The sequence below is a fragment of the Pseudomonas sp. JUb52 genome (assembly GCF_004341115.1).
Classification (GTDB): Bacteria; Pseudomonadota; Gammaproteobacteria; order Pseudomonadales; family Pseudomonadaceae; genus Chryseomonas; species Chryseomonas oryzihabitans.
Genome location: NZ_SLYS01000001.1, coordinates 84,942 through 100,215, shown reverse-complemented (window position 1 = coordinate 100,215; position 15,274 = coordinate 84,942). Strand labels below are relative to the sequence as shown.

The 15,274-nt window shown below is 66.0% G+C and carries 21 protein-coding genes; 1 reads left to right on the top strand and 20 read right to left on the bottom strand.

The genetic code is table 11. The features are described from left to right. Positions 1 to 5 precede the first annotated feature (5 nt). From rlmN to trmJ, 11 genes are all read right to left on the bottom strand, one after another. Positions 6 to 1,145, bottom strand: a complete 1,140-nt coding sequence (gene rlmN, locus EC839_RS00480; RefSeq protein WP_132831757.1) for a 23S rRNA (adenine(2503)-C(2))-methyltransferase RlmN — start codon at positions 1,143 to 1,145, stop codon at positions 6 to 8. A gap of 93 nt (positions 1,146 to 1,238) precedes the next feature. Then, positions 1,239 to 1,670, bottom strand: coding sequence for a nucleoside-diphosphate kinase (gene ndk, locus EC839_RS00475; RefSeq protein ID WP_007162425.1), 432 nt, complete (start codon positions 1,668 to 1,670; stop codon positions 1,239 to 1,241). A 91-nt stretch (positions 1,671 to 1,761) separates the two neighbouring features. Beyond that, the gene (iscX, locus tag EC839_RS00470) at positions 1,762 to 1,962 is read right to left on the bottom strand and encodes a Fe-S cluster assembly protein IscX (RefSeq protein ID WP_007162424.1); all 201 of its coding nucleotides are present in this window, start codon (positions 1,960 to 1,962) and stop codon (positions 1,762 to 1,764) included. Positions 1,963 to 1,973: 11 nt separating this feature from the next. Beyond that, a complete protein-coding gene (gene fdx / locus EC839_RS00465) occupies positions 1,974 to 2,312 on the bottom strand; it encodes an ISC system 2Fe-2S type ferredoxin (protein ID WP_132831756.1) in 339 nt (112 codons plus the stop codon). Positions 2,313 to 2,319: 7 nt separating this feature from the next. Continuing rightward, positions 2,320 to 4,179: a Fe-S protein assembly chaperone HscA gene (gene hscA, locus EC839_RS00460; protein WP_132831755.1), complete on the bottom strand. Its 1,860-nt coding sequence runs from the start codon at positions 4,177 to 4,179 to the stop codon at positions 2,320 to 2,322. A gap of 45 nt (positions 4,180 to 4,224) precedes the next feature. Further along, entirely contained in the window at positions 4,225 to 4,746 is a 522-nt protein-coding gene (gene hscB, locus EC839_RS00455) for a co-chaperone HscB (RefSeq protein ID WP_132831754.1), read from the bottom strand. 8 nt (positions 4,747 to 4,754) lie between these two features. Then, positions 4,755 to 5,078 (bottom strand): iron-sulfur cluster assembly protein IscA, encoded by a 324-nt coding sequence (gene iscA, locus EC839_RS00450; protein WP_007162420.1) that lies wholly within the window; start codon positions 5,076 to 5,078, stop codon positions 4,755 to 4,757. 9 nt (positions 5,079 to 5,087) lie between these two features. Further along, entirely contained in the window at positions 5,088 to 5,474 is a 387-nt protein-coding gene (gene iscU, locus EC839_RS00445) for a Fe-S cluster assembly scaffold IscU (protein WP_007162419.1), read from the bottom strand. Between the two features lie 29 nt (positions 5,475 to 5,503). After that, the gene (locus EC839_RS00440) at positions 5,504 to 6,718 is read right to left on the bottom strand and encodes an IscS subfamily cysteine desulfurase (protein WP_007162418.1); all 1,215 of its coding nucleotides are present in this window, start codon (positions 6,716 to 6,718) and stop codon (positions 5,504 to 5,506) included. A gap of 31 nt (positions 6,719 to 6,749) precedes the next feature. Beyond that, complete coding sequence (gene iscR / locus EC839_RS00435; RefSeq protein WP_027598345.1) at positions 6,750 to 7,247, bottom strand: Fe-S cluster assembly transcriptional regulator IscR; 498 nt, start codon at positions 7,245 to 7,247, stop codon at positions 6,750 to 6,752. 84 nt (positions 7,248 to 7,331) lie between these two features. Further along, complete coding sequence (gene trmJ / locus EC839_RS00430) at positions 7,332 to 8,120, bottom strand: tRNA (cytosine(32)/uridine(32)-2'-O)-methyltransferase TrmJ (protein ID WP_027598346.1); 789 nt, start codon at positions 8,118 to 8,120, stop codon at positions 7,332 to 7,334. Between the two features lie 140 nt (positions 8,121 to 8,260). On the opposite strand from trmJ, the gene suhB reads away from it, so the two are divergent. After that, the gene (gene suhB / locus EC839_RS00425; RefSeq protein ID WP_007162415.1) at positions 8,261 to 9,076 is read left to right on the top strand and encodes an inositol-phosphate phosphatase; all 816 of its coding nucleotides are present in this window, start codon (positions 8,261 to 8,263) and stop codon (positions 9,074 to 9,076) included. Positions 9,077 to 9,166: 90 nt separating this feature from the next. Here the strand turns inward: suhB and EC839_RS00420 are convergent, their stop codons facing one another. The 9 genes from EC839_RS00420 to EC839_RS00380 form a co-directional block, all read right to left on the bottom strand. Next, positions 9,167 to 9,571, bottom strand: a complete 405-nt coding sequence (locus EC839_RS00420; protein WP_007162414.1) for a ClpXP protease specificity-enhancing factor — start codon at positions 9,569 to 9,571, stop codon at positions 9,167 to 9,169. A gap of 11 nt (positions 9,572 to 9,582) precedes the next feature. Continuing rightward, on the bottom strand, positions 9,583 to 10,197 hold the full coding sequence (locus tag EC839_RS00415) for a glutathione S-transferase N-terminal domain-containing protein (protein WP_132831753.1): 615 nt from the start codon (positions 10,195 to 10,197) through the stop codon (positions 9,583 to 9,585). 216 nt (positions 10,198 to 10,413) lie between these two features. Further along, a complete protein-coding gene (locus EC839_RS00410) occupies positions 10,414 to 11,079 on the bottom strand; it encodes a cytochrome c1 (protein ID WP_132831752.1) in 666 nt (221 codons plus the stop codon). Next, positions 11,076 to 12,269, bottom strand: a complete 1,194-nt coding sequence (locus EC839_RS00405) for a cytochrome bc complex cytochrome b subunit (RefSeq protein ID WP_256680889.1) — start codon at positions 12,267 to 12,269, stop codon at positions 11,076 to 11,078. Before EC839_RS00405 ends, EC839_RS00410 begins: the two co-directional genes overlap by 4 nt. Beyond that, a complete protein-coding gene (gene petA / locus EC839_RS00400) occupies positions 12,266 to 12,838 on the bottom strand; it encodes a ubiquinol-cytochrome c reductase iron-sulfur subunit (RefSeq protein WP_132831751.1) in 573 nt (190 codons plus the stop codon). Before petA ends, EC839_RS00405 begins: the two co-directional genes overlap by 4 nt. Next, positions 12,835 to 13,857 carry a UDP-N-acetylmuramate dehydrogenase gene (gene murB / locus EC839_RS00395; protein WP_132831750.1) on the bottom strand — a complete coding sequence of 341 codons (1,023 nt, stop codon included), beginning with the start codon at positions 13,855 to 13,857 and terminating at the stop codon, positions 12,835 to 12,837. Before murB ends, petA begins: the two co-directional genes overlap by 4 nt. Beyond that, complete coding sequence (locus EC839_RS00390; protein WP_132831749.1) at positions 13,847 to 14,320, bottom strand: low molecular weight protein-tyrosine-phosphatase; 474 nt, start codon at positions 14,318 to 14,320, stop codon at positions 13,847 to 13,849. The genes murB and EC839_RS00390 overlap by 11 nt, the downstream gene beginning before the upstream one ends. Beyond that, complete coding sequence (kdsB, locus tag EC839_RS00385; RefSeq protein ID WP_132831748.1) at positions 14,321 to 15,085, bottom strand: 3-deoxy-manno-octulosonate cytidylyltransferase; 765 nt, start codon at positions 15,083 to 15,085, stop codon at positions 14,321 to 14,323. Further along, entirely contained in the window at positions 15,082 to 15,267 is a 186-nt protein-coding gene (locus EC839_RS00380) for a Trm112 family protein (protein ID WP_007162406.1), read from the bottom strand. The genes kdsB and EC839_RS00380 overlap by 4 nt, the downstream gene beginning before the upstream one ends. Positions 15,268 to 15,274: the final 7 nt, after the last annotated feature.

The following is a 15,274-nucleotide window of genomic DNA, read 5'->3' as shown; positions in this document are numbered from 1 at the left end:
CGCCCTCAGCCCTGGAGCGGCGTTACGGTTTCGGCACCGTCGAGCTGGCGAACGGCGATATAGCGCTGGCTGCGGCGGGTGCGGTCCATGACCTGCCCCACCAGCTGGCCGCAGGCCGCATCGATGTCGTCACCGCGGGTGGTGCGCACCGTGACGTTGAAACCGGCCTGCTGGAGCAGCTCCTGAAAACGGCGGGTGGCGTTCTTGCTCGGCCGCTCGTACCCGGAGTGCGGGAAGGGATTGAAGGGAATCAGGTTGATCTTGCAGGGCACGTTGCGCAGCAGCTCGATCATCTGCAGGGCATGCTCGGGCAGGTCGTTGACGTCCTTGAGCAGGGTGTACTCAATGGTCAGGACGCGCTTCTCGCCCAGTTGGCCGATGTATCTCTGGCAGGCGTCGAGCAGCATGGCCAGGGGATACTTGCGGTTGATCGGTACCAGCTCGTTGCGCAGCTCATCGTTGGGCGCATGCAGCGACAGCGCCAGGGAGACGTCGACGTGCTTGGCCAGCTCTTCGATCATCGGCACTACGCCCGAGGTCGACAGCGTGACCTTGCGCTTGGAGATGCCGTAGCCGAGGTCGTCCATCATGATGCGCATGGCGGAGACGACGTTGTCGAAGTTCAGCAGGGGCTCGCCCATGCCCATCATCACCACGTTGGTGATGGCACGGTCGATCTTGGCCGGCACGCTGCCAAAGGACTTGTTGGCGATCCACACCTGGCCGATCACCTCGGCGGCGGTGAGGTTGCTGTTGAAGCCCTGCTTGCCGGTGGAGCAGAAGCTGCAGTCCAGCGCGCAACCGGCCTGGGACGACACGCACAGGGTGCCGCGGCCGTTCTGCGGGATGTAGACGGTCTCGACGCAGCTGCCGGAAGCGACGCGGATCACCCACTTGCGGGTGCCGTCGCGGGAGATGTCCTCGCTGACGATCTCGGGGCCACGGATTTCCGCGGCGGCCTTGAGCTTTTCCTTGAGCGCCTTGCCCAGGTTGCTCATGGCGTCGAAATCGTCGATGCCGAAGTGATGGATCCACTTCATGACCTGGCCGGCGCGAAAGCGCTTCTCCCCGATGGACTCGAAGAACGACTCGAGTTGCGGCTGGGTCAGGCCCAGCAGATTGACCTTATCGGTGGCTGTGGTCATGGGATCACCTCGACGAAATCTGTTTGAAACCCGCGCAGGGCGCGGGCGGTGCCAGGAAGGCGGGCTGGCCGCTTCCCTGGCCGGCGCTCATCCTTAGCGGATGCGCTCACAGACTTCGGTGGCTGCGAAGAAGTAGGAGATCTCGCGAGCGGCGGACGCTTCGGAGTCCGAACCGTGGACGGCGTTTTCGTCGATGGAGACGGCGAAGTCGGCACGGATGGTACCGGCGTCGGCCTTCTTGGGATCGGTGGCGCCCATCAGCTCACGGTTCTTGGCGATGGCGTTGTCGCCTTCCAGCACCTGAACCACGACCGGACCGGAGGTCATGAAGGAGACCAGATCCTTGAAGAAGGGACGCTCCTTGTGTTCGGCGTAGAAGCCACCGGCTTCGCGCTCGGACAGCTGGACCATCTTGGCAGCGACGACGCGCAGGCCAGCCTTCTCGAAGCGGGTGACGATCTCACCGACGACATTCTTGGATACGGCATCGGGCTTGATGATCGACAGGGTACGTTGAACAGACATGTGAACTCCGAATGTGGGAATAGAGCAAAAACGAAACCCGCGGATTATACGCGGGTCCCGGTGAAAAGCGTAGCGCGGTACGGGCGATGCGTCAGGCGGACTCTTCGATCCAGGCGGCCTGGATGGCCTCCAGCACCTTCTCGCCGCCCCGCTGGGGATCGTCGTCGAATTCCGGCAGCTCCACGACCCAGTTGCGCAGCTTGAGGAAATTCACGTAGCGCGGATCCACGTCGGGATGGGCATCGTTGAGTTCGATGGCGATATCCAGCACATCGGTCCATTTCAGTGCCATGACAGCTGTCCTCAGTGGCCTTCGGAAACCTGGTTGATGGTGTAGCGCGGAATCTCCACCACCAGGTCTTCGCTGCCAACTACCGCCTGGCAGGACAGGCGCGAACGCATCTCCAGGCCCCAGGCCTTGTCCAGCATGTCGTCTTCGAGTTCATCGGAGGGCTCGAGGGAGTCGAAGCCTTCCTGGATGACCACGTGGCAGGTGGTGCAGGCACAGGACATCTCGCAGGCGTGCTCGATGTCGATGCCGTTGCGCAGGGCCGCGGCGATGATGGTTTCGCCTTCGCTGGCTTCGAAGACCGCGCCCTCGGGGCAGTGCTCGGCGTGGGGCAGCAGTTTGATCTGCGGCATGATGGAACTACTCCTCGATATCGTTGAGACGGCGACCCGCCAGGGCCGCCTTGACCGAGGCGTTCATCCGCCGGGCGGCGAAGGCATCGGTTACGTGAGAAAGACGCTTGGTCTGCTCTTCGAGCGCCTGGACGTCGGTGGCGTCCAGCAACTCGGCCAGCCGGCCGATTTCCAGCGCGATCACCTGACGCTCCTCGGCGTCCAGCAGGCGCTCGCCATCGACGGCCAGCGCGGCGGTGACCGCCTCGATCAGCCGCCGGGCCTCGACCTGCTGCTCGCGCAGCGCGCGGGCCTGCATGTCGTCTCCGGCGTGGCGGAAGGAGTCCTGCAGCATGTTGGCGATCTCGCCATCGGTCAGGCCATAGGACGGCTTGACCTGGACGCTGGCTTCCACGCCGCTGGACAGCTCGCGGGCGCTGACGCCGAGCAGGCCGTCGGCATCGACCTGGAAGGTGACGCGGATCTTGGCGGCACCGGCGACCATGGGCGGAAAGCCACGCAGCTCGAAGCGCGCCAGGGAGCGGGCGTCCTTGACCAGTTCGCGCTCGCCCTGCAGTACATGCACCAGCATGGCGGTCTGGCCGTCGCGATAGGTGGTGAAGTCCTGGCCCCGCGCCACCGGGATGGTGGTGTTGCGCGGAATGATCTTCTCCATCAACCCGCCCATGGTCTCGAGACCCAGGGACAGCGGGATGACGTCCAGCAGCAGCAATTCTTCGCCAGCGCGGTTGCCGGCCAGGGAATCGGCCTGCAGGGCGGCGCCGATGGCGACCACGCGATCCGGATCGATGTCGGTGAGCGGGGTGCAGTCGAACAACTCGCCCACGGCTTCGCGGACATAGGGCACGCGGGTGGAACCGCCGACCATGACCACGGCGCGGATATCCGCCGGCTCCACTTCCGCATCGCGCAGGGCGCGGCGACAGGCCTTGAGGCTGCGCGCGACCAGCGGCGCGATGAGTTCCTGGAAGGTGCTGCGCTCCAGCACCCCCGACCAGTCGCCATGACTGACCTCGACGCGCTCGGCGGCCGACAGGGCTTCCTTGGCGGCGCAGGCGCTCTGCAGCAGACGCCGCTGGGTGCCCGGGTCCAGATCGCTGGACAGCCCGGCCTGCTGGACGATCCAGCCGGCGATGGCGTGATCGAAATCGTCACCGCCCAGGGCGCTGTCGCCACCGGTGGCCATGACTTCGAATACGCCGCGGGTCAGGCGCAGGATGGAGATGTCGAAGGTGCCGCCACCCAAGTCATAGATGGCGACCACGCCCTCCTCGCCCCGGTCCAGGCCATAGGCCACGGCCGCCGCGGTGGGCTCGTTGAGCAGGCGCAGGACATTCAGGCCGGCGAAGCGGGCCGCGTCCTTGGTCGCCTGGCGCTGGGCATCGTCGAAGTAGGCCGGCACGGTGATGACGGCGCCGACCAGCTCGCCACCCAAGGTGGCTTCGGCGCGCTCGCGCAGTACCCGCAGGATGTCGGCGGAGACCTCTACCGGACTCTTGCGCCCGGCAGCGGTATCGATGAAGGGCATTTCCGATTCGCCGGCGACGAAGCGATAGGGCAATTGCTCGCCCAGCTGCTTGACGTCGGCGATGCCACGCCCCATGAGGCGCTTGACGGAAAGAACGGTGTTGAAGGGATCCTGGGCGGCAGCGGCCTTGGCGCCCGCCCCCACTTCCACGCCGGCGGCGGCATAGCGTACGGCGGACGGCAGGATCACCTCGCCCTGCAGATCGGGCAGGGTCTCGGCCACGCCACTGCGGACGGCGGCCACGAGGGAATTGGTGGTGCCCAGATCGATGCCCACCGCCAGCTTGCGCTGGTGCGGCTTGGGCGCCATTCCGGGTTCGGCTATCTGCAATAGAGCCATTGGCTAGTCGGCTTATGGTTGTCGGTGCCGGAGCGACACCTGTGATTAATCGTCCAGGCGCTCTTCGAGCTGGCGGATCTCGCTGGCCAGCTTGTCGAGAAACTGCATGCGACGGACCAGGCGCTCGGCAGGCTCGCGCTGGGCGGGATCCTTCCAGATCGCGGCGAAGGCCTGCTCGATGTCGCGCTGGGCATCCTTGAGGCGCTGGCGGAAGGCGGGGATGCCCGCGCTGTCGCCGGCGTCCTGCAGGTCTTCCAACTCCTCGCGCCACTGCAGTTGCTGCATGAGGAAATCGGTGTCCTGGATGGTCGCCTCGAGCGGCATCTCGTGCCCTTCGAGCTCCAGCAGGTAGCGCGCGCGGCGCGACGGAGCACGCAGCACGTGATAGGCCTCGTTGAGCTCGGCCGAGCGCTCCAGCGCCTGGCGCCGCTCGCGCTCCGGCGCATCGGCGAACCGATCCGGATGGACCGTGCGGGCCAGATCGCGATAGCGCGAGGCCAGACCCGCCTGGTCGATCTCGAAGGCGGGCTTGATCTCGAACAGGGCGAAGTGACAGGGCTTACCCATGGCGGGCCTCAGATGTTGAAGCTTTCGCCGCAGCCACACTCGCCACGCACGTTGGGATTGTTGAACTTGAAGCCCTCGTTGAGGCCTTCGCGCACGAAATCCAGCTCGGTGCCGTCCAGGTAGACCAGGCTCTTGGGGTCGATGATGACCTTGACGCCATGGCTTTCGAACACCTGGTCCTCGGCCGCGAATTCATCGACGAACTCGAGTACGTAGGCCAGTCCCGAGCAGCCCGTGGTACGAACGCCCAGGCGGATGCCCTCACCCTTGCCGCGTCCATCGAGGGAGCGCTGCACGTGGCGGGCGGCGGACTCGGTCATGCTGATCGCCATGGTTCCTCCTTAGAGCAGGCCTTTCTTCTGCTTGTAGTCGCTGACCGCCGCCTTGATGGCGTCTTCGGCGAGTACCGAGCAGTGGATCTTCACCGGCGGCAGGGCCAGTTCTTCGGCGATCATGCTGTTCTTGATCGACGCCGCTTCCTCGATGCTCTTGCCCTTCATCCACTCGGTGGCCAGGGAGCTGGAGGCGATGGCGGAGCCACAGCCGTAGGTCTTGAACTTGGCATCTTCGATGATGCCCTGCTCGTTGACCTTGATCTGCAGGCGCATCACGTCGCCGCAAGCGGGAGCGCCGACCATGCCGGTGCCGACATCCGGATCGGCAGCGTCGAACTTGCCGACGTTGCGCGGATTTTCGTAGTGGTCGATGACCTTTTCACTGTATGCCATGGTTCAATCCTTACTCATCAGGGGGTGGGTCAGTGGGCTTGCCACTCGACCTGACTCAGGTCTACGCCTTCTTTGAACATGTCCCACAGCGGGGACAATTCACGCAACTTGTTGACGGCTTCGGTGACCTTGCTCGCGGCATAGTCGACGTCTTCTTCGGTGGTGAAGCGACCGAAGGTGAAGCGGATGGAGCTGTGCGCCAGCTCGTCGTTGCGACCCAGGGCGCGCAGGACGTAGGACGGCTCCAGGGAGGCCGAGGTACAGGCCGAGCCGGACGAGACCGCCAGGTCCTTGAGCGCCATGATCAGCGACTCGCCTTCGACGTAGTTGAAGCTCAGGTTCAGGTTGTGCGGCACGCGATGGATCAGGCTGCCGTTCAGGTAGACCTCTTCCAGGCCTTCGAACTGCCGATAGAAGCGATCGCTCAGGGCCTTGATGCGGGCATTTTCCTGGACCATCTCTTCCTTGGCGATGCGGAAGGCTTCGCCCATGCCGACGATCTGGTGGGTCGCCAGGGTACCCGAACGCATGCCACGCTCATGACCGCCACCATGGGTCTGGGCCTCGATACGTACGCGCGGCTTGCGGCGGACATAGAGGGCGCCAATGCCCTTGGGACCATAGGTCTTGTGTGCCGAGAAGGACATCATGTCGACCTTGAGCTTTTCCAGATCGATCTCGACCTTGCCGGTGGACTGGGCGGCATCGACGTGGAAGAGCACGCCACGGGAGCGGGTCAGCTCGCCGATGGCGGCGATGTCGTTGACGGTACCGATCTCGTTGTTGACGTGCATGATGGACACCAGGGTGGTGTCGTCACGCAGCGCCGCCTCGACCATCTCGGGGGTGATCAGGCCGTCTTCGCCCGGCTCGAGGTAGGTGACCTCGAAGCCTTCGCGCTCGAGCTGACGGGTGGTATCCAATACCGCCTTGTGCTCGATCTTGGAGGTGATCAGGTGCTTGCCCTTGTTCTGGTAGAAGTGCGCGGCGCCCTTGATGGCCAGGTTGTCGGACTCGGTGGCACCGGAGGTCCAGACGATTTCGCGCGGGTCGGCATTGACCAGTTCGGCCACCTGACGACGGGCGTTTTCCACGGCTTCCTCGGCCTTCCAGCCGAACAGGTGGGAGCGCGATGCGGGGTTGCCAAAGTTGCCGTCCACTAGCAGGCACTCGCTCATCTTCTGAGCGACGCGCGGATCGACGGGCGTGGTGGCGGAATAGTCTAGGTAGATCGGCAATTTCATCGGTTACTCCTAATCAGACGGGCGTCTCTGCTCAGTCGATGGTGGACGCTTCGATTTTTTCGACCGCTAAAGGCGATTGCTTGCTGGCACAGACCTTGGTGTCCTGACGCTTGGCAACCTGCTGGATCTCGTTGCGGGCGACCAGGTCGGCCAGGGTGATGCCACTGAGAAAGGTGTGGATCTGATCGCTCAGGTCGCACCAGAGGTGGTGGGTCAGGCAGGTATCACCCTGGTGACAACCCCCACTGCCCTGGCAGCGGGTGGCATCCACGGATTCGTTGACGGCATCGATCACCTGGGCGACATGGATACCACCCATGTCGCGCGCCAGCTGATAGCCGCCGCCGGGACCGCGCACGCTATTGACCAGCGAGCCGCGGCGCAGCCGGGCAAACAGCTGCTCCAGATAGGACAGCGAAATGCCCTGCCGCTCGGAAATGTCGGCCAGCGACACCGGGCCCCGCTGGGCATGCAGCGCCAGGTCGAGCATGGCGGTTACGGCATAGCGGCCTTTGGTGGTCAGTCTCATGACGAACTCGAGCGGGTTGCATCGGATGACCCCGATTATCGGATTCCCGACAAAAAAGGTCAACTTTAAAACCGACCAAATCACTCAGGCATTATCTATCGGGGGGATAGTCCGCGGATGGGATTCGCCACGGGCGGCCTTCTGGGTTTCGGTGAGGATGCCGCGCAGGATGTTCATTTCCAGCTTGCTGATGCCGGCGCGGCCATAGAGGCGGCGCAGGCGACTCATCAGGTGGCGCGGCTTGGCCGGGTCGAGAAAGCCGATCTCCACCAGGGTCTGCTCCAGATGCTCGTAATAGAGCTCCAGCTCCTCCACTGTCACCGGCTGGGTGTTGAGCATGGCGGTGGCCTCGACCTTGTTCATCTTGGTCGGCTGGTTCTGCGCGGCGAGCCAGGCCATGCGCACCTCGTACACCAGTACCTGGACCGCCGCGGCGAGGTTGAGCGAACCGAAGGCCGGATCCGAGGGGATGTGTACGTGGTAGTGGCAGCGCTGCAACTCCTCGTTGGTCAGGCCGGCATACTCGCGCCCGAATACCAGGGCCACCTCGCCGCCCTGCTCCACCTGGGCCAGAGAGGTGGTCGCGCATTCGCGCGGATCCAGCAGCGGCCAGGGAATGCGACGATCGCGAGCGCTGGTGCCCAGCACCAGGCTGCAGCCGGTCAGGGCCTCTTCCAGAGTGTCGACGACGATGGCGGCGTCGAGCACGTCGTTGGCCCCGGAGGCGCGGGCATTGGCCTCACCACTGGGAAAGTCCTCGGGATCGACCAGGTAGAGGCGCGACAGGCCCATGTTCTTCATTGCCCGGGCGGCACCGCCGATGTTGCCGGGATGGCTGGTATTGACCAGAACGACGCGGATGTTGTTCAGCACATGGCTATCCTCGAGCGGACGCGGGAAATCGGCGCCGTATACTACGCCCACACGCGCCCGCTTGCCACGAATACCCCTTCCAGTGCCGCGAAGTCTGCTATCATTGCCGGCTTTCCTTATACAACCCAGGTGATTTATCCATGCAGCCCATGCTGAACATCGCACTGCGCGCGGCCCGCAGCGCCGGTGAACTGATTTTCCGTTCGATTGAGCGCCTGGACGTGATCGCCGTCGACGAAAAAGGCGCCAACGACTTCGTCTCCGAAGTCGACCGGGCCGCCGAGCAGACCATTCTCGCCACTCTGCGCAAGGCCTACCCCACCCATGGTTTCTACGGTGAGGAATCCGGCTATCTGGCGGGCGAAGGCGAAGGCGCCGACTACGTCTGGATCGTCGACCCGCTGGACGGCACCACCAACTTCATCCGTGGCGTCCCGCACTTCTCGGTGAGCATCGCCTGCAAGTACAAGGGCCGCCTGGAGCATGCCGTGGTCCTGGATCCGGTGCGCCAGGAAGAATTCACCGCCAGCCGGGGTCGCGGTGCCGCCCTGAACGGTCGCCGCATCCGCGTCACCAACCGCCGCAGCCTGGAAGGCGCCCTGCTGGGTACCGGCTTCCCCTTCCGTGCCAATGACGTCGATCACCTGGACAACTACCTGGGCATGTTCCGCAGCCTGATCGGCCAGACCGCCGGCATCCGTCGCGCCGGTTCCGCCGCCCTGGACCTGGCCTATGTCGCCGCCGGTCGTTTCGACGCCTTCTGGGAAATGGGTCTGTCCGAATGGGACATGGCCGCAGGCGCCCTGCTGGTGCAGGAAGCCGGTGGCCTGATCGGTGACTTCAACGGTGGCCACGACTTCCTCGAGAAGGGCCACATCGTCGCCGGCAACCCCAAGTGCTTCCGCGGCCTGCTGACCCAGATCCAGCCGCACCTGCCGGCTTCGCTCAAGCGCTGAGTTCGCCTGGTCGACGAAAAAGCCCCTGCCGGCAGCGCCGACAGGGGCTTTTTCTTGCCTGCCGCAAAGAGACTTCGCGGCAGGCAGGGATCACTTGACCACTTTCAGACTCGGCCGCGCCGGTGCCGGCTTGGGCGCCTCGGGCTTGCTGCCGCCAGTGTCGGGACCCTGATCATCCGGCGGGCTGGGCTCGCTGTCGAAGACCATGCCCTGGCCGTTCTCCCGGGCGTAGATGGCCAGGATGGCGCCGATCGGGACATAGAGGTTGTAGGCCACGCCGCCGAAGCGGCCGTTGAAGCTCACGGCCTCGTTGTCCATGTGCAGATCACGCACGGCACTGGGCGAGGCGTTCAGCACGATCTGGCCGTCGTTGGCATAGCCCGGTGGCACGCGCACCTCGGCGTAGTCGGCATTGACCAGCAGATGGGGCGTGCAGTCGTTGTCCACGATCCACTCATAGAGCGCGCGGACCAGGTAGGGGCGACTGGAATTCATGGGGTTCTCCTCTAGCGCATCTCACGCTCGGTGACCGAAAGACTGGATCGGAAACTGTCGCGCGCGAACATGCGATCCATGTAGTCCTGCAACGGCTTGGCGGCCCGGGGCAAGTCGACGCCCAGGCGCGGCAGGCGCCACAGGAGGGGGAGCAGGCAACAGTCCACCAGGGAAAAGTCGTCGCTCAGGAAAAAGGGTTTTTCCGCAAAGATCGGTGCCACGCCAGTCAGGCTCTCGCGCAGCTCCTTGCGCGCGGCGGCAAGGTCGGCGCCCGGCGCCGCTTGCAGGATGGCATCCACCAGGCTGCACCAGTCACGGCCGATGCGATGCATCAGCAGGCGGGACTGGCCACGGGTGACCGGGTAGGCCGGCAACAGCGGCGGATGCGGATAGCGTTCCTCGAGGTACTCCATGAGCACCTCCGTGCCATAGAGCACCAAGTCGCGATCCATCAGCGTAGGCACGGTGCCATAGGGATTGTGCTCGGCCAGCTGCCGCGGACACTTGCCCCGGCGCACGGCGATCAGTTCGCACTCGACGTTCTTTTCCGCCAGGATCAGACGGATCCGGTGGCTGTAGTGATCCTCGGGATCATGGAAACAGGTCAGGCGGGTTATGGCGCCCATGGGTCCCTCCCCCGTTGGGGGCGAAGCTGCAAAGGCGGGATTATCTCGCACCTTGCCATCCGACACCTAGGCTTTGTCTGAAAACTGCCTGCGCATCGGTGGTGCTGCGTTAAAAATCAGCTCGGAATGCTCATTTACCCTTTGTAAACTCCGCTTCCTCGCTGATTTTTGCCTTGCCTCACCTTCGCTCGGCGACTTTTCAGACAAGCCTCCGTCTCATCGCTCACTGTCGGGCAATCGCCGCCAGAATTCGCGCTTGAGCCAGAAGGCCAGCACGGCGAACAGCAGCAGATAGCCCAGCACCCAGGGCGCGAGGCGCCAGGCCAGGCTGCGCTCGGGCGCGGCGGAATAACCGAGATAGACGACCAGATCGTCGACAGTGCGCGCGAATTGCTCGGGTGTCTGGGCGCCGCTGCCAGGCTCCAGACGCAGCACGCAGCGTCCCGCGCTGCAGTCGCGCACCTGGCGTCCGCGCAGGGCGGCCAGGACGTCGGGCATGCGCGTGCCGGGTGCCCTGAGGTTGTCGACCCCGAGCGGCCGCCCGGGCGCCACGTAGAATTCCTGCAGGAAGGCGCGCAGCCAGGCCTCGCCGCGCACCGCGGCGATCAGGGTGAGATCCGGCGGCACGCTGCCAAAGGCACGCCGGGCATCCTCGGGCTTGAGCAGCCCGAGCATGGGCGCGCTGGCGGTGCGTCCGGGCGCCCAGCTGGCGAGGTCGAGGTGGAGATCGGCGGCGACCCGGTCGAAGCGCTGATACTCCTGGCCATGACAGGCCAGGCAATAGCGGCCGAAGCTGATGGCACCGGCCCGGGGATCGCCTTCGGCGCCGATGACCAGACCACTGCACAACAGCAGCAGGCCCAGCAGCAGGACGCGGCTCATGTCAGGGACTCCGCTGGCGCACGCGGACGACCCAGCCTGCTGTACCAGGGCATGCCCAGCAGGCCGATGAAATAGACCCCTGCGGCCAGGCGCGCCAGCAGCAAGCGCTGGTCGGTCAGCGCGACCACGCCCAGCACGCCCAGGGCGACAAAGGCCAGACAGGCCAGGTACAGCCCCAGTCGCGCCGGCCAGGCCTTGAGGCGGACCGAGCGGGCCGGACTGCGATCCAGCCACGGCAGCACGAACAGCAGGGCGATGGCCAGGGCCGCCAGGCCGAGCCCGCCGGCCTTGCTCGGCACCGCGCGCAGCAGCGCATAGAAGGGTGCCAGGTACCAGGGTGGCGCGATGTGCGCGGGGGTCACCAGCGGATCGGCCGGCTGCTGGTTGGCCGGTTCCAGCACCAGTCCGCCCAGGTCCGGCGCCAGCAGCACCACGGCGAGAAACACCAGCAGGAAGACTGCTAGGCCACAGAGGTCCTTGAGCGTCAGATAGGGATGGAAAGGCACCCCGGCGGCACCGCTGACCTCGCGCTCGTCACCCGCGGGATTGTTCGAGCCGGTCTGGCGCAGGGCAACGACGTGCAGGCTCACCAGCGTGAGGATCAGCAGCGGCAAGCCCACCACATGCAGGGCCTGGAAGCGCCGCAGGGTGGCATCGGACAGCACTACCCCACCGCGCAGCAGGTCGGCCAGGGTCGGGCCCACCAGGGGCAGCGCCTCGACCGCGCTCAGGGACACCTGGGCGCCCCAGTAGGAGAGCTGGCCCCAGGGCAGCAGATAGCCGAAGAAGGCCTGGGCCAGCAGGAGCACATAGAGCAGCGCGCCAAAGCTCCAGACCAGCTCCCGCGGCGCGCGATAGGAGCCATAGAGCAGGCCGCGCAGCATGTGCAGATAGAGGCAGACGAACAGCGCCGAGGCGCCCACCGCATGCAGGTAGCGGATCAGCCAGCCGAAGGGCACCTCGCGCATGAACAGCTGGACCGAGGCGAAGGCGCCCTTCACTGTCGGCTCGTAGCCGAACAGCAGCCAGAGCCCCGTCAGCACCTGCAGCGCCAGGATGAAGACCAGCAGCGAACCGAACAGATAGAAGACGTTGAGGTTGCGGGGTACCCGGTATTCGCTGATATGGCGTCGCCAGAAGGCGACGATCGGCAGCCGTCGCTCCAGCCACCCGGGCTCGTTGTCGTTCATGTCGCCCCCTCCCCATCGCTGCCGATCACCAGCAGGTTGTCGCCCCGGAAATGATAGGGCGGCACGGCGAGATTCAAGGGCGCGGGCTGGTCGCGATAGACCCGGCCAGCCAGATCGAACCGGGAGCCATGGCAGGGGCAGAGATAGCCTTGGTTCGTCGTTGCGGTGTCCAGGGAGGGAATACAGCCCAGGTGGGTGCAGATGGCGGTGACCACGAAGATGTCCGGCCGCCGCGATCTAAGCCGTGGATCCACATAGGGTGGCTGGCTGGATTCCTGGGAATCCGGGTCGGCGAGCCCGGCCTGGTCCGCCAGCAGGCGGGCCTGGTCCGTCGCGCTGCGGCGCAGCACGCAGACCGGCTGGCCGCGCCACTGCACCGTGAGTTGCTCGCCTTCGCGCAGGGCCTTCAGATCCACCTCGACCGGCGCCGCCGCCACCTCCGCCGAACGACTGGGCCGCAGCGCGCAGACGAAGGGCACGCTACCCGCCACCAGTCCGAGGCCGCCGACGGCGGAGGTGGTGGCGATCAGCAGGCGGCGGCGCTGGGCATCGGGGGCGTCGTCGGTCACGTCAGGCTTCCCGGCTCCATCTCCAATGTCACGCCGAAGCGCTCGCGCACCGAAGCGCGGATGCGCTCGGCCAGATTCAGGACGTCGCGACTGCGGGCGCCGCCGAAGTTGACCAGCACCAGCGCCTGGGCGGCATGCACCCCCACGGCACCGTCGCGATGACCGCGCCAGCCAGCCTGGTCGATCAGCCAGCCAGCGGCCAGCTTGACGCTGCCGTCGGCCTGGGGATAGGTCGGCAGACCTGGATAGCGGGCCTGCAGCGCGGCGGCTTCGGCAGCGGTCACCACCGGATTCTTGAAGAAGCTGCCGGCATTGCCCAGCACCGCCGGGTCGGGCAGCTTGCTCTGGCGGATGCCGCAGATGGCCGCGCTGACGGCCTCGGGGGTCGGCTGCGTGACGCCCGCCTCGGTCAGGGCCTGGCGTACCGGACCATAGTCGAGCACCAGCTGCGGCTGGCGACTGAGATGGAAGCGCACCCGCAGCACGATCCAGCGGCCGGCCTCGGCCTTGAAGCGGCTTTCGCGATAGGCGAAGGCGCAGTCGTCCGCGGTCAGGTCGTGAAGTTCGCCACTGTGGCGATCGAGCGCCGTCACCCCGGCGCATCTGTCCTTGAGCTCGACGCCATAGGCGCCGATGTTCTGGATCGGTGAGGCACCGACGGTGCCGGGGATCAGGCTGAGATTTTCCAGGCCGTACCAGCCGTTGGCCAGGGTGGTCATGACGAAGGGATGCCAGGGTTCACCGGCTTCGGCCTCCACCAGCAGGGCATCGCCCTCCTCCGCCAGCAGGCGGATGCCGCGCGAGGTCAGCCGCACTACCAGGCCCTCGACCCGTTCGGGCAGGACCAGGTTGCTGCCACCGCCCAGCACCCGCAGGGGCACGCCCAGCTGCCGGGCCAGCGCCAGGGCCGCGCGGACCTCGGCGTCACTGGCGGCTTCCAGATAGTGATCGGCTTCTGCCACCAGACCGAAGGTATTGAGGCCCTGCAGCGGGACCCGCTGTTGCAGCTCAGCGACCATGACGGGCAGCCACCTCGGCGACCAGGCCATCGCAGGCGCTTTCCAGCAGATCGAGGACCCGCTCGAAGCCGGCTGCACCGCCGTAATAGGGATCGGGTACTTCGTCCACCGCCAGGCCCTGGCGCGCCAGGAAGAGTTCGGGTACGGCGCCCGCACCCGGACGCAATTGCTCCAGCCAGGCGAGGTTGTCCTGGTCCATGGCCAGGATCAGGTCGAAGCGCTGGAAATCGTCCTTGGCGACCTGGCGCGCACGCAGGTCGCCGATGTCATAGCCGCGACCCGCCGCGGCCTGGATGGCGCGGGCATCCGGTGCCTTGCCGACATGCCAGTCGCCGGTGCCGGCCGAGTCCAGCTCCACCGCCTCGGCCAGGCCGGCGGTGTGCAGCTTGGCCCTGAGGATGCCTTCGGCGGTGGGCGAGCGGCAGATGTTGCCCATGCAGACGAACAGGATGCGCAGGGTCATCTAGGCTCCCAGCAGGCGACGGACGCGTTCGAGGTCTTCCAGGGTATCCACGCCGGCCTGGGGCGCTTCCAGGGCATCGGCGACGTGGATGCGCACGCCGTGCCAGAGGGCGCGCAATTGCTCCAGGGCTTCGGTTTCCTCCAGGGCGCAGGGACCCCAGCTGACGAAGTCGGCGAGGAAGCCGGCGCGATAGGCGTAGATGCCGATGTGGCGACGATAGGGAAAGCCCTGGGGCAGCTGCGCGCGATCGCTGGCGAAGGCGGTGCGCGCCCAGGGCAGCGGCGCCCGGCTGAAGGTCAGCGCCAGGCCGTTCACGTCGGTGCTCACCTTGACCACATTGGGATTGAACAGGCTGTCGACGTCACTGATCGGCTCGGCCAGGGTGGCTACCCCGGCTTCGGGATGGGCAGCGAGATTGCCGGCCACCTGATCGATCACCGCCGGCGGAATCAGCGGCTCGTCACCCTGGACGTTGACCACCAGGGCGTCGTTGGCCAGGCCGAGCAATTCGGCCACCTCGGCCAGGCGATCGGTGCCCGAGGCATGGTCGGCGCGGGTCAGCAGGACCCGCGCGCCGAAGCCTTCGCAGGCACGCAGGATGTCGTCGTGGTCGGTCGCCACCACCACCTGCTCGGCGCCGCTGCGCCGGGCCTGCTCCCAGACGTGCTGGATCATCGGCTTGCCGGCGATGTCGAGCAGCGGCTTGTTGGGCAGCCGGGTGCTGGCCAGTCGCGCCGGAATGACGACGGTGAAGGCGGTGCTCATTTATCCAGACGCTCGTCCGTGGTGATGATGCGCGCCTCGCTTTCCAGCATCACCGGGATGCCGTCGCGAATCGGGAAGGCCAGGCCGGCGGCCTTGCTGATGAGCTCGGTCTTGTCGTCGCTCAAGATCAGCGGGCTCTTGGTCAGGGGGCAGGCGAGGATGTCCAGCAGCTTGAGATCCATGGGCAGA

What these genes read in the sequence shown, in the direction of transcription:
- EC839_RS00410 (WP_132831752.1), bottom strand. Translation starts at nt 11,079, where the DNA reads ATGAGCCGCGTCCTGCTGCTGGGCCTGCTGCTGTTGTGCAGTGGTCTG.
- hscB (WP_132831754.1), bottom strand. Translation starts at nt 4,746, where the DNA reads ATGGGTAAGCCCTGTCACTTCGCCCTGTTCGAGATCAAGCCCGCCTTC.
- murB (WP_132831750.1), bottom strand. Translation starts at nt 13,857, where the DNA reads ATGGTCGCTGAGCTGCAACAGCGGGTCCCGCTGCAGGGCCTCAATACC.
- rlmN (WP_132831757.1), bottom strand. Translation starts at nt 1,145, where the DNA reads ATGACCACAGCCACCGATAAGGTCAATCTGCTGGGCCTGACCCAGCCG.
- EC839_RS00380 (WP_007162406.1), bottom strand. Translation starts at nt 15,267, where the DNA reads ATGGATCTCAAGCTGCTGGACATCCTCGCCTGCCCCCTGACCAAGAGC.
- EC839_RS00420 (WP_007162414.1), bottom strand. Translation starts at nt 9,571, where the DNA reads ATGAATTCCAGTCGCCCCTACCTGGTCCGCGCGCTCTATGAGTGGATC.
- iscA (WP_007162420.1), bottom strand. Translation starts at nt 5,078, where the DNA reads ATGGCGATCAGCATGACCGAGTCCGCCGCCCGCCACGTGCAGCGCTCC.
- hscA (WP_132831755.1), bottom strand. Translation starts at nt 4,179, where the DNA reads ATGGCTCTATTGCAGATAGCCGAACCCGGAATGGCGCCCAAGCCGCAC.
- suhB (WP_007162415.1), top strand. Translation starts at nt 8,261, where the DNA reads ATGCAGCCCATGCTGAACATCGCACTGCGCGCGGCCCGCAGCGCCGGT.
- EC839_RS00415 (WP_132831753.1), bottom strand. Translation starts at nt 10,197, where the DNA reads ATGGGCGCCATAACCCGCCTGACCTGTTTCCATGATCCCGAGGATCAC.
- fdx (WP_132831756.1), bottom strand. Translation starts at nt 2,312, where the DNA reads ATGCCGCAGATCAAACTGCTGCCCCACGCCGAGCACTGCCCCGAGGGC.
- EC839_RS00440 (WP_007162418.1), bottom strand. Translation starts at nt 6,718, where the DNA reads ATGAAATTGCCGATCTACCTAGACTATTCCGCCACCACGCCCGTCGAT.
- iscX (WP_007162424.1), bottom strand. Translation starts at nt 1,962, where the DNA reads ATGGCACTGAAATGGACCGATGTGCTGGATATCGCCATCGAACTCAAC.
- ndk (WP_007162425.1), bottom strand. Translation starts at nt 1,670, where the DNA reads ATGTCTGTTCAACGTACCCTGTCGATCATCAAGCCCGATGCCGTATCC.
- EC839_RS00390 (WP_132831749.1), bottom strand. Translation starts at nt 14,320, where the DNA reads ATGACCCTGCGCATCCTGTTCGTCTGCATGGGCAACATCTGCCGCTCG.
- kdsB (WP_132831748.1), bottom strand. Translation starts at nt 15,085, where the DNA reads ATGAGCACCGCCTTCACCGTCGTCATTCCGGCGCGACTGGCCAGCACC.
- iscR (WP_027598345.1), bottom strand. Translation starts at nt 7,247, where the DNA reads ATGAGACTGACCACCAAAGGCCGCTATGCCGTAACCGCCATGCTCGAC.
- iscU (WP_007162419.1), bottom strand. Translation starts at nt 5,474, where the DNA reads ATGGCATACAGTGAAAAGGTCATCGACCACTACGAAAATCCGCGCAAC.
- EC839_RS00405 (WP_256680889.1), bottom strand. Translation starts at nt 12,269, where the DNA reads ATGAACGACAACGAGCCCGGGTGGCTGGAGCGACGGCTGCCGATCGTC.